Consider the following 12,280-nt stretch of genomic DNA (forward strand, 5'->3'; position numbering starts at 1 on the left):
TATTAATTAGTATTTTGAAATAAATTCTATAATAAAGGAGTTACATATTATGGGTTTCTTTTCAATTTTTATGACAGGACTAGGCTTATCTATGGATGCCTTCGCTGTTTCTTTAGCTAAAGGTATTTGCTTAAAAGAAGATGAATTTAAATACTCTTTTAGAGTTGCCTTATTCTTTGGTGGCTTTCAAGCCTTTATGCCTTTATTAGGCTGGTGGTGTGGTAGATATTTTGAAAGCTATATTAAATCTTTTGATCATTGGATAGCTTTTATACTACTTGGAATTATAGGTGGAAAAATGTTAATAGAATCTATTAGGGAGATGCGTGGTGGAGAGAATGATGTCCCTCTAGAATGTGAAAGAGATGAATTCTCTTATAAGAAGCTAACTATATTAGCTATTGCAACTAGCATCGATGCTTTAGCAGTTGGAGTTAGTTTTGCATTTCTAAGTGTTAGTATTATTCCTTCTATAACAATAATAGGAATAACTACTTTTGTATTAAGCTTCTTGGCAGTTTTTCTTGGCAAAAAGCTTGGACAGTATGTTCAAAATTATGCTGAAATAATCGGTGGAATTATTTTAATAGGTATAGGAATTAAGATATTATTTGAACACTTAATGTAGACAATGTAGCTGTAGCACAATCAAGAAATGTAAAAAAATACGCAGATTCAATGCTGCGTATTCTTAAATAATTTTTCATATTTAGCAATTCCAATTTATTTTTGCTGGATTAGGCTCATCTATTATAGAAATTTTACGTAAATCTTCCTCCATGTTTTTGCACTCTCTTGCTGCAATTTCATCATAGACATCACTCTTCTCATTAACACCAATAGATGAATATGCTATTGCTGCAGCCCCATAAAATGCAAGTCCTAAAGAACTCATTACAGTATTAATTGTTGCCGTTGTTGCTCCGATTGCTCTAGCTGCAGCTTGTGCAGCTGGATTTTCCTCTACTTCTCTAGCAGCTATTTGAACTTCCTTAATAATTTTCTTTGCCTCTGTTAATTTCATATTTCCTTCTAACCATTCATTAACTGCATTCAATGCATTTTTTAAACGAGAATCCTCAGGATAATCTTTTTCATAAATAGGTAGAATATTCTCCCTTGCATATTCATTACACCATTTTACAATTGTATTTTGGCTTTGTGTTTCTATTAATCTCATAAGAGAAACAATATATGGTGAATCTGCTTTTCCAAGCATTTTTCGTACTTTAGCCATAATAACCCCTTTTTCTTAAATATTTTTTTAATTTAAAAATCTCAACATAAGCAATTATATTTCTTAAATTATTATACCTTCGAAATGGTCTACTTCATGCTGAATAATCTGTGCAGTAAATCCAGTAAATGTTTGTTTATGCTTCTTAAAGTTTCTATCAAGATATTCTACCTCAATTGCTTCATATCTCATTGTTTTTCTGAAGCCAGTTAAAGATAAACAACTTTCTTCTGTCTCATAACTTTTCTCTTTCTTTAATATAACTGGATTAACCATAGGAACTATGATATCCCCTATACTAAAAACCAGTACGCGTTTTTTAACTCCTATCATATTAGCAGCCATACCAACACAATACTCTAAATTTGCCCTTAACGTATCCACTAAATCATCAATAACTGCTACATCAGCTTTAGTAGCAGGCTCTGATTTCTGTCCTAGGAATAATATATCCTTTACAACCGGTCTTATCATCTTTATTCCAACCTTTCTAGTTTCTTTATATAAAGATATTAGCATACTTCTCAATATTGTGATCTGAATGCTAATTTATATTTTTTGATAATAATTTAATAAATTCTCTAATTTTTCTTGAATAAGGTGTTTTAGCGATTCAGGTTTTACTGACGTAATAGAACTACCATATCTAATAAAGTAATTAGATATAAATTCTTCTTCACCTAAATTATAGAACCCCTTTATAATTGTTTTAGTTCCACTTTCTATGTTGATTGATGGATAACGCTCTTTATAAAAAATATCCTTTGCTTCTTCTAAAATTTCTACTTCAAACTGAATACTTTTTTCAGATTGATAAAGCTCTAAGGAACTATGGATAAGTTCTTCTACGGAAAATTGTGATTTATTATTATGAAATTCTAACAAAGTTATTCTATCACATCTAAAAACTTTATGTTTTTTTGTATTCAGCTCTATTCCAGTAGCATACCACTGTGCAAATTTAGCAGAAATTTTAAAAAACTGAATATGATAACTTACTTGTTTATTATTTTTAAAGTACTGAATTTTACAACTAACTTCATTAAGAATACTATGTAGAATTTTATCTAAAAACTGACTAACATTATTGTGCTGATATGCTTCAAATTGCAATGCTTTTTTCATTTTATGAATTTGTTTTATTTGTTCTTTAGACAGACAACTTTCGAATTTTTCATTTAGCTTATTAACACTTAAATGAAATGGCGTAGATTGATAGGCGTCTAACGTCAACATCGCAAAATATAAAGCGTACACTTCATCAAGTGTAAAGATAATAGGTGATAATAACCTGTTTTTTAAAATACCATATCTTCCATGCCTACCATACTCCGAAAAAATAGGCATACCTAATTGCTCTAATGAACTAATATCACGCAAAGCTGTACTTTTTGATATATTATATTTATCCATTAAATCACCCAAATTAAAGAACTCCCGGCCATTTAAGTATCGTATCATGTCATTTAATCTTTCTGATTTTTTCATACAATCCCCCTTTAAAAGGTGTCATATTCTGCTACCTTTATGTATTATAATAAACCTAAAGAAATATATCAATACTATAAAATATGTGCCTAAAAAATATTATACAAAAGGAGATTGATACTATGAGTACAACACTAGAAATTGCTATTTTTCTTTCAATGAATGGAAAAGCGCAAGAAGCTATAAATTTCTATAAAAAACATTTCAATGCAGAGGAATTATTACTAGTAACATACCAGGACATGGCAAAAAGAGATAATACAATACAGATTACTGATGAAAATAAAAATTATATCTCTCACTCTGTTTTATCAATTGGAAAAACTAGAGTAATGATTGCAGAAGATACAATGGATACTAATGAAAAATATAAAGTTGGTAATAACACATCATTATGTATTCAAAGTGCTGACTTAAACGAAATTGAACATTTTTATAATAGCTTGATTACAGATAGCAGAGTTAGAATCGTCGTTCCATTATCTAATAATGTGTTTAGTAAAGCATACGGGATTATTGAAGACCCTTTTGGTATTCAAATTCAACTAATGTTTGATAATAGATTGAAATAAAAAAATCAGCATGCTGCACATTTTCAATGTGATCTGTATGCTGAAACTTTTACTTCCTATTCAAATGTAAATAGACTTTAGTAATAATTCAATATATAAAACCTCATTTATTTATGGTACGGTTCACCGCACCATAAATAAAAAACTTTAGACTTTCCCATATACAATATAATTAACATTCTTTCAAATTCAAGTTTCAACTATGTTTTTATAAAAAAATAGGATAGTTTTTAATCTATCCTAACAATTTTCATCTCTTAAATCTCTAATTTCTTTTATATCTAACCCAGTCTTTATTGCTATTGTTTCATTGTCTAAAATATCTAATAGATTTTTAGCAACTTCTAATTTCCCTCTTTTTTCAGCTGAACTAATCATGTTATCCCTTTCATGTAATGATCTTTCTATCTCATAATAAATCCTCATAGTTTCTTCATCACTACTAAGGTATTCGATTTTTTGTTCAGCTTTTTCTATTGCTGTATTCAAACTCATCAACTATTTTAAATGACACTCTAATTTTATATTTGGTTAGTGTAACATTCCCTCATGAAGATACTCTCTTATCAAAATCATTCATTCAAATCCTTAATATGAAATTTTATTCTTTTAATATATGCTTAATATTTATATACTCAATGTTCTATACTTGTTAATTATCATATATTATAATTTGTGCGTTCCTTATTATATAGATTCAACTAATTTTAAATGAATAATCCTCACAATATATTGAGCATGTGTATAATTTCAATGTATACCATTGATAGCATTAAACAGGATTTTGCTCAAAAAAAGGGCAAATAACTTATAAAACTATAAGCTATCTTCCTTTTTTTCTTTTCTAATACTTAACTTCTTAAATGATAAGAAACATTTTGTTGACAAGCTCTGTCATTGAATTTCCTATTTCACTCGAAACCATATTCAAGAATTCTTTTGTACTAAAATAATTCTTGAATCTCTCCTGCATCTTTCTAATAGTTTCATCATAAGTTATAAATGATTCATTATAAATTTCATCAACCATTTTACGAATCTCATAATTTCCATAAGATAAGTTATATGCCACCTTATCTACAACCATATGGTACTTTTCTGAAGAAGCAAAATAATTTCTAAAAATCAAGTGGAGCTTCTGAATCTTTCTTACCTTGGATGGTAAGCCATCAAATAATGCTGGGTTAATATCTTTAAATGCGTATTGAGTGATTTGCTTATTCGCATCTAATTCACCAATAACTTTATCCAGTTCAACTTCTTCAATGTTATTAGCTAATGTCTTAATTGCTTCTCCCTCATAAAGAGTGATGAAATCAGGAACACTTCTTTCTAACACCTTTTTTAGCATACCTTTCATATTAATGCTAAAATTGCCATACACATAAGCATTGGTTGTATATCCAAGTCCAATCTGTAGATTTTCATAATATCTTACAACACTACGTCCATGAATTCTTCTAGTATCTGTTATCTGATATCCATTGACAATTGCTTTATCCTCAGTTAACATCCCTTGAATCTGTTCAAACTCATTATTAATCGCTTCATCATCAATTCTAATATCAACTGCAGGCAAATTAGTATCTTTAACAGTAATAAATAACGGTGATGTCATTCCTTTTGGTAAAATTCTCATCTGTGTTTCACGAAGAATTGCATCAATTTTTTTGTAAAGACCTTCTCTTCTGAACTTTTCAAGCTTTTCAGATTTTAGTTCTTTTAGTGCACGCTGAATTGGATCAATATCTTCCTCCATATATCTTATAGATAACCAAGTCGCACTATCTTGCTCTAAATAGGTCAGATAATCTTCAATATCACCTTCCATAGAACCTATAGCCGTAAGAATATGATTTGTAAAATCACTCTGCATCAATTCAACTGTATCTCTATCTGCTTTATTTACGATATTACTTATTACCCTATCAGCCTTTGTAAAAATAACATTAATTGGAATATCTAATTTCTTCGCTTTTCCAATCTTAGAATTTATTGCTTCACAACAACTTACAATCACATCATCTCGTTCTTCCAAATTCATTAACAACAGAATGCTATCTGGACTACAATTTAATGCAATATCCAATGCATCTTTCATTGAGTTATTATCCATACTGATTTGATTAAGCCCCATAGTATCACGTAAACAGAAACGAAGAGGAATTTTATCATCAAACATATCTATCAGTTCTGTTCTTGGTCTGCAAGCCATTGTTAGCTCCTCAATAATTAAACTAAATGGCTCATATGGATCGAATAATTTCTGCAAAATTTCACCACCATATTGTAATAAGTCAGCACAATCTATACTATACTCATTAATTCCTTCGATGTCATTTGTTCCACCCATGAATGCATTTAAACGCGACTTAATAATTTCTCCAATATTAACTAACCACTTCTTATACTCTTCCAACAATGAAGGAGAAACTTCACCCCACATATCCTCCATAACAATATTACGAATTTCCTCAATGGATACTTTTCTCTTATCAGGTTCCTTCTTTTTACTCTTTACACGTTCCATAAACGAGATTTCCTCATTCTGAATAAAGTTAAGGGCTGTACCAACCACCTTCTTGAACTCTTTAATTGAGATATTATCTGCAATTCGTTCCAAATGATACGAAGCATCTTTTGGCTCTAATATTGATGAAAATATACTTTCATCAATAGCATCAAGTGTATCTTCGGCATCATAATCATTTAATACGAACTGTTTAGCCAACATCTCCATTATCTTTATGTGAATCATCTTGTAAGAAAACACTTTTTCCCTAATCTGCAATGAGAAATACTCATTCTTTTCAATTCGCTCGTCAAATAAGAAATTGCATGGAATTATGGTTGTTTGGCATTTATCTCCAACCCCTACTAATATATACTTGATAATCTTATGATTAACAAGTGCATAAATCAAAGTACTCTTTCCTGAAGATGTTGGACCTATTACAACAATTGACTGGGCTGACTTGATACGTTTATGCGCTTCCCTAGGCATAATTTTTGTCATATTATGTTTTTTCATATAAAAAACCTCCTTGTTAAAATTCAGATATGACTTTTAACAAGGAGGTTATAAAATAAAATTCTGCACATATGTACAGATACAATTCAATAATCTCTCGCCGTATACTTGATAAAGGTGGTATTCCTAAAATCATGTAATGGTAATGACTTCGACTCAGCGTTTTCGTAGTTCGCATCTTGTATAGCCATATCTATAGTAAAAATTATACAGCTACAAAAACCTGTTGTCAACCTTTATTTTCCAATTTTTTTTTACTTAAACATCTCAAAATAGAGAAACTTTCAATCCCCATACAGTTAAGCATAACATACAATATCCTGTTTAAAATTGTGGGATTTTTATCTTAATATTCTCTCACAGTATTTTATATACTCTAAATTAAAAAGCCGATATTTATATAATCCTTTGAATTAACCACACGTTATCATCTGCTACTAATACTTCAATAAAATTTTCTTTATTGTATGATGTAAAGAGCAAAAATTCAGCTATGCTATTTCTTATTCGAAGTTTACTATTTTCATTAATCAATTTTATGACCTTCACTATCTACTTCATTATCTTCAGTTTATCCATATTAAATCTAATTTTATTTCTATATTAATAATGCTCTAATTATAGCATAAATTAACTACATATTTAATATCATTGGCTTAAACTCTCACTTTTAAACATTTCTCTGAATTTTGGTTCTCCACAGATACGCTTCACCATACCCTAAGGTAAAAAATATAAACTTTCCCATATACAATATAATTAATATATTTTCAATTTCAAGCTTCTATTACTTTTTCATAAAAAATTAAGATAGACTCTTTTAGCTTATCTACCAAAACTCTCTTTTATTTACACGATCTAAAATAGATTATATTTTAAATTTATTTACTTCTTGTTCTAATTTATCAGTACTTTCTTTTGACTTTAAAACTTCCTGCATAACATCTGTTGATTTGTAGGTTGCTTTTGCAACTCTATCTGCTATAGTTGTAGTTCCACAAGCTCCATCGTTAGCGGCCAGGGCCACGTTATTTATAGCTCCTAAAACTTCTTGAACTGAAGCAAAAAGTTCTTCCGAAGTAGCACTAACTTCTGTTACTAGTTCATCTATAAACTTAGCATCTTCGTTATATTTTTCTGAAACATCTAACATCACCTGATAATCATTAGCAACATCTGTAGATACAAATGTTAATAAATTATTAGAATTATTAGAAAGATTATTTACTGAAGATATAACGTTTGTTGTTACAGCTTGTATTTTTAGCACTGTATCTTTTGATTGTTCTGCAAGCTTTCTTATTTCATCAGCAACAACGGAGAACCCTTTTCCAGATTCACCAGCTCTTGCAGCCTCAATAGCAGCATTTAATGCAAGTAAATTAGTTTTTTCGCTTATCTCCATGATAGATTTAGATAAAATATCGATTTCGCCAACTACCTTTGAATCTGCTATTGCTTGCTCAAGTTGCGTTTTTGTATCAAGAAGTATGTTAGCAGTTTTCTTTTGAGAAATAGTCGTATTTTCTTTAATGGAAGTTGCTCTTTTACTAATTTCATTAGCAGCAATAGCACCTCTTTCTGATCTTTGCGTTATGGAATGAATCCCTATTTCCATTTCTTGTGAAGTTGCTGACATTTGTTCAGATGCGGCTGAGGTTTCTTCCATACTTGCAGCTAATTCTTCTGTAGTTGCAGATATTTCTTGTAAGTCACTATTTAATATCTGAACATTATCTACAATATTATTCACTTTCTGTTCCATGGCGGAAGATTCTGCTTTAATACTATACACTAAATTCACTAATGAACTTTTCATATTATTAATACCATTGGTAATGGACCCTATTTCATCTTTTCTTGATAATAATTCATAATCAAGTTCTTGGGAGAAATCACCCTTTGCAAGTATTTTTAAATATTCAGAAGATCTAATTATTGGATTAGTAATTCGCTTTGTGCTAATATTAATTAAAATAAATGTTGGAATTAACATAAATATTGAAATAGCAAAGACTATAAGAGATATTTTTTTAGCACTTGCTATTAATTCAGATTCAGACATAAAAGATGCTAAAACCCAGTCAGTTCCATTTATTTCATATGTATTACCAATATATTTTTCTTGATTAATATTTATATCGAAAGACTTTAAATCTTTTGACAATACTGTCTCTATTCCTGGTATATTAATTTCTTCTATATTTTTAAAATTATTATCAGCATTATTACCATCTGCCATAATCATTCCTGTATTATGTACAAGCATATAAAAACCTGTTTTACCTATTTTCATTTTACTTAACATGTCACTAATAACAGATTGTTCAACATCAATTCCTATTGCACCTAATATATTTCCATTAGAATCAGTTAATGAACGTACATTACTTATAATCATTGAACCAGTATCGTCTTTGTATGGAGCTGTTCTTATTATTTCCCCATTTCCTTCTATAGCTTTTTGATACCAATCCCTAGAAGTTGGATCATATTTTTTTGATATATTAGTTTCTGGCCAATTTAGATAACCACCATCTTTAGTAGCCAAATAAACATATCTGGTACCCGGATGTGAATCTGCATATTGATCAAATATATTATAAATCTCACGTTCTATTGGTCCATTCTTAGAGGGTGTCATTTTAGTATCTTCCGTAGTATTGACATAACTGGTAATATTACTCTTGTTTGCTTGAACTACTAACGGATTAGTGGCTAGCATATCTATATTTTTATCAATCTGATCATAGAAAATCTGAATAGAATTCCCAGCCAATTTCATCTGTTCTTGAGAATTATTAAGATAATCTTTTCTGGCTTGCGTATTTACTTGATAGCTAACACTAATACCAACAGTTGCTAGTGCTAGTATTATAATAAGTATAGTAACAACTAAAAATTGAGTTTTTATACTTTTAAATTTCTTAATCAAAGTAATTGCCCCCTTGCATTATGTTTCTTTATTTAAACATTCTCACCTTATCATACATTTTTTCTCCCAATATTTTATGAACAGTAGAAGTATAATGCCATTCATCCCAAAAATAATATTGTTCTGGATTAGCACTTGCTGGTTTAACTTCTGGATAAGTACTTTGAGCTTCTTTATCTAGTTCAACTAATCCATATTTGCTTGGATTTTTCATTATATTGTCACTAATTGCAGGGAGATCAAACATCATTATTTTTATATTTGAGTTTTTTTGTAATTCTTTTATGGATTCAGGAAGTTTTTTATTCACATGTTTTACAAAAACTTCAGCAGATTCTGTTCTATTGTTAGTAATTTCATAAGGCACAAGTGATAAATCACTGCTGTTTACTACAAAAAAGTTTTTTGCTCCAAGTGTGACTAATCTTTTAATAGCATTATTTATATTATCAACAGCTTTATCTGCCACATCTTCAACTGTACCTGGTAATGAATAATCCATGAACGAAAAATAATCATTGGCAGAAGCGAAAATAAAATACAATGCATCAGGATCAGCCTTACCTTCCTTTAAACTATTTTCAAATTTTTCAATTTGTCCAAGAACCCCTGTATTTCCTAAGTGATCCATCCACTCAGAATAGTTTTTTTCTCCACTAGTTGCTCCACCTGTGGCATAGTTAACTAATGGTACACCTAAATTTTCTGCTAATACTTCAACAGCTGTAGGACCATTTGAATACCTACCTTTCCAATATAATTCATCAGAAGGTTTTAAATATGCATCATCAGGTCTATTGGCGCTTACCATAATTTGTGCGCTGATTTTTTTTGCTTCTCCATTGTCAGAATAACTGTCTCCAAATGCAAATACCTGAGTAAACTTTTCACTAACTTTTTCTTTTTTTAATAGATATATACCTCCACTAAAAACTAAAATACATGTTAAAAAAATTGCAACCATAAATTTAAAATTTTTTTTCATTATTCTTCACTTCCTTTATCAAATAGTTGTTAATATTCTATAAGCCATATAAGAAAACCTTTTATCATTAGTATTAATTATAAAGAGTATATGCTTAAGATCTCACCTCCTGAATTTTATAAAATTCGATACCGATATGGTTAATATATACAATTATTATGTCATATTAAGGATTATTTTGCAATATTTTTTTAATCACCCTTAATATTACATAATATAAGTAAATATAAGTTTGTTAACCACAAGAAAAATGGAAAAATTTAGGACATTAATGATTGTCCGTAATATCCCAGATTTTTGTATTAATTAGAGGTTTTTATTAAGCCATTCTCAGCAAGATTTTATATTTATTTGGTTACTAGGATCTGTCGCACTAAGTAATTAATGCACAGCTTCATTTTTTACAAAAAAATAAATCCCAAACTCCAATGAGTTTGAGATTTATAGTAAAAAACATAATTCATATTTTCTAGAAGCCATAGATGATTTACTCGACGTTGTTCATATAATCGCATAAACATATTTAGGCTTAGTATTCTCTTCATACCAGTTTAGCTTTGAAATAATATTAAGGTTTTCACCTTGGGTTCTTCGTTTGATATCTGCATCTTCTCCTAAAGATTCATATCTAATCCACTTCCTAAGGTTAGGATATATTTCATCTTTTTCTGTATCTAAAAACCACTCATTTAATTCAATAATCAAATCTTTAAAATCTATATTTTCAAGTTTATTTTTTTGCGATTAATGTAAATATAATCAGAAAAGTTATTTATTTCTTATTCATAAACCCTCCCTCAAAGTCCTATTTATCTACACTTCAAAAAATTCACTAAACCAATTATATCATAAGCAAATTCTATTATGTTATATTATTGGCTTGATTTTAATGTTTTATATCTTTCTTTTAAGTTTGGTTCTCCACAGGTACGCTTCTCCGTATCATAAGTAAATGAGGATTAGTTATATTTTGTGTGTCTATGATCAATAAGCATAATCCACATTCCATCTGTTTCCAGTAGTTACAGTCTCTTATCGAAATATTTTAATGCAAACAATTCTATCGTATTGCGAAAAGCGATGAATAATACGCCATAAATTAAAATGCGATTCAAGGTAAAGGTTATGTGAATATCAGAAAATAGAGATACCGCTTCTCCGACAGCTAAAAATGCTATCAAGATATAGTTTAAATAATTCGCCGCATTATTCGCTTTGTTCTGGATCAACTGCCAACGTTCGTCTTTTTTGTAATCGATCTCCTTTTTAGCTTTCCACAGATAAAGAAAAAGAGTAATTCCAGTACCAACAATAAGGAAAAATAAAATAATAGTTTGTTCATTCATCGTTTTAACCCTCCTTGTGTTCAAAAACTTCATTGATTGAAACATTAAAAACTTCTGCAATTTTGAAAGCTAATTCCAATGAGGGAGTATATTTATACTTCTCAATTGATATAACCGCTTGGCGGGAAATACCTACCTTTTCAGCTAAATCAGCTTGCGTCCAATCACGCTCTGCTCTCAAAACCTTAATTCGATTCTGTATCAAGGTATTACCTCCTTAACAAAATGTAATTCATTGTTTACATTTCTATTGTAATCTACTGATTATATTTTATCAATAAATGAATACTATTTTTTATACATCAATATCCCGGTAAATGTTTTCTGCGATACAAAAGGTTCATTTTAACATATTAACTTTTTACTCCATTACTAATGATTAGAAAATTATTCGAGGTTCAGCACGAATAAGCCGATACCTAAATTTCAGGTGCTGACTTAAGCTTTTCCATAACCTCGTGCTCTACCGTCTAACAGCTACTAGCAAAATTCCTAATTTAACAGTTAGTCTTCTCATTAATTAATTTGCATTCATTTAATTAATTGTAAATTAATGTATATATAGTTATATCTCTCCTAAATTATTAGGTAAATCCTTCAAATAAAAAAGTTCCTCAACCACATTAAAAATTATGATTAAGGAGCTTTATATTCTACATCTTATCTCTTATTTAATTATCTAATTT

12 protein-coding genes are annotated in these 12,280 nt (G+C 29.4%); 2 read left to right on the forward strand and 10 right to left on the reverse strand.

All coding sequences use genetic code 11. The features are described 5' to 3' along the window. The first annotated feature begins 49 nt into the window (after positions 1-49). Positions 50-628 carry a manganese efflux pump MntP gene (locus ACZJV1_RS15530; RefSeq protein WP_463650719.1) on the forward strand — a complete coding sequence of 193 codons (579 nt, stop codon included), beginning with the start codon at positions 50-52 and terminating at the stop codon, positions 626-628. Positions 629-709: 81 nt separating this feature from the next. On the opposite strand, the gene ACZJV1_RS15535 is transcribed toward ACZJV1_RS15530, so the two are convergent. The 3 genes from ACZJV1_RS15535 to ACZJV1_RS15545 all read right to left on the reverse strand — a co-directional run bounded on the left by ACZJV1_RS15535 (position 710) and on the right by ACZJV1_RS15545 (position 2,725). After that, the gene (locus ACZJV1_RS15535) at positions 710-1,237 is read right to left on the reverse strand and encodes a putative immunity protein (RefSeq protein WP_463650720.1); all 528 of its coding nucleotides are present in this window, start codon (positions 1,235-1,237) and stop codon (positions 710-712) included. 63 nt (positions 1,238-1,300) lie between these two features. Next, entirely contained in the window at positions 1,301-1,711 is a 411-nt protein-coding gene (locus tag ACZJV1_RS15540) for a peptide deformylase (RefSeq protein ID WP_463652169.1), read from the reverse strand. 75 nt (positions 1,712-1,786) lie between these two features. Beyond that, positions 1,787-2,725, reverse strand: a complete 939-nt coding sequence (locus tag ACZJV1_RS15545; RefSeq protein ID WP_463650721.1) for a helix-turn-helix transcriptional regulator — start codon at positions 2,723-2,725, stop codon at positions 1,787-1,789. Positions 2,726-2,847: 122 nt separating this feature from the next. On the opposite strand from ACZJV1_RS15545, the gene ACZJV1_RS15550 reads away from it, so the two are divergent. Further along, positions 2,848-3,297 (forward strand): VOC family protein, encoded by a 450-nt coding sequence (locus ACZJV1_RS15550; protein WP_463650722.1) that lies wholly within the window; start codon positions 2,848-2,850, stop codon positions 3,295-3,297. A 240-nt stretch (positions 3,298-3,537) separates the two neighbouring features. Here the strand turns inward: ACZJV1_RS15550 and ACZJV1_RS15555 are convergent, their stop codons facing one another. The 7 genes from ACZJV1_RS15555 to ACZJV1_RS15585 all read right to left on the reverse strand — a co-directional run bounded on the left by ACZJV1_RS15555 (position 3,538) and on the right by ACZJV1_RS15585 (position 11,799). Then, positions 3,538-3,792 carry a hypothetical protein gene (locus tag ACZJV1_RS15555; protein ID WP_463652170.1) on the reverse strand — a complete coding sequence of 85 codons (255 nt, stop codon included), beginning with the start codon at positions 3,790-3,792 and terminating at the stop codon, positions 3,538-3,540. A gap of 364 nt (positions 3,793-4,156) precedes the next feature. Continuing rightward, a complete protein-coding gene (locus tag ACZJV1_RS15560; RefSeq protein WP_463650723.1) occupies positions 4,157-6,328 on the reverse strand; it encodes a hypothetical protein in 2,172 nt (723 codons plus the stop codon). An 868-nt stretch (positions 6,329-7,196) separates the two neighbouring features. Beyond that, positions 7,197-9,263: a methyl-accepting chemotaxis protein gene (locus ACZJV1_RS15565; RefSeq protein ID WP_463650724.1), complete on the reverse strand. Its 2,067-nt coding sequence runs from the start codon at positions 9,261-9,263 to the stop codon at positions 7,197-7,199. 28 nt (positions 9,264-9,291) lie between these two features. Next, positions 9,292-10,248 (reverse strand): SGNH/GDSL hydrolase family protein, encoded by a 957-nt coding sequence (locus tag ACZJV1_RS15570; protein ID WP_463650725.1) that lies wholly within the window; start codon positions 10,246-10,248, stop codon positions 9,292-9,294. Positions 10,249-10,749: 501 nt separating this feature from the next. Beyond that, positions 10,750-10,953: a hypothetical protein gene (locus tag ACZJV1_RS15575; RefSeq protein ID WP_463650726.1), complete on the reverse strand. Its 204-nt coding sequence runs from the start codon at positions 10,951-10,953 to the stop codon at positions 10,750-10,752. Between the two features lie 317 nt (positions 10,954-11,270). Then, a complete protein-coding gene (locus ACZJV1_RS15580) occupies positions 11,271-11,594 on the reverse strand; it encodes a hypothetical protein (protein WP_463650727.1) in 324 nt (107 codons plus the stop codon). A 4-nt stretch (positions 11,595-11,598) separates the two neighbouring features. Beyond that, a complete protein-coding gene (locus ACZJV1_RS15585; RefSeq protein ID WP_053468303.1) occupies positions 11,599-11,799 on the reverse strand; it encodes a helix-turn-helix transcriptional regulator in 201 nt (66 codons plus the stop codon). Positions 11,800-12,280: the final 481 nt, after the last annotated feature.

This window comes from Clostridium sp. LS3 (assembly GCF_055330225.1).

Excerpts from the sequence above, each read along its gene's own strand:
- ACZJV1_RS15530 (WP_463650719.1), top strand. The coding sequence starts at position 50 with ATGGGTTTCTTTTCAATTTTTATGACAGGACTAGGCTTATCTATGGAT.
- ACZJV1_RS15535 (WP_463650720.1), bottom strand. The coding sequence starts at position 1,237 with ATGGCTAAAGTACGAAAAATGCTTGGAAAAGCAGATTCACCATATATT.
- ACZJV1_RS15540 (WP_463652169.1), bottom strand. The coding sequence starts at position 1,711 with ATGATAAGACCGGTTGTAAAGGATATATTATTCCTAGGACAGAAATCA.
- ACZJV1_RS15545 (WP_463650721.1), bottom strand. The coding sequence starts at position 2,725 with ATGAAAAAATCAGAAAGATTAAATGACATGATACGATACTTAAATGGC.
- ACZJV1_RS15550 (WP_463650722.1), top strand. The coding sequence starts at position 2,848 with ATGAGTACAACACTAGAAATTGCTATTTTTCTTTCAATGAATGGAAAA.
- ACZJV1_RS15555 (WP_463652170.1), bottom strand. The coding sequence starts at position 3,792 with ATGAGTTTGAATACAGCAATAGAAAAAGCTGAACAAAAAATCGAATAC.
- ACZJV1_RS15560 (WP_463650723.1), bottom strand. The coding sequence starts at position 6,328 with ATGAAAAAACATAATATGACAAAAATTATGCCTAGGGAAGCGCATAAA.
- ACZJV1_RS15570 (WP_463650725.1), bottom strand. The coding sequence starts at position 10,248 with ATGAAAAAAAATTTTAAATTTATGGTTGCAATTTTTTTAACATGTATT.
- ACZJV1_RS15580 (WP_463650727.1), bottom strand. The coding sequence starts at position 11,594 with ATGAATGAACAAACTATTATTTTATTTTTCCTTATTGTTGGTACTGGA.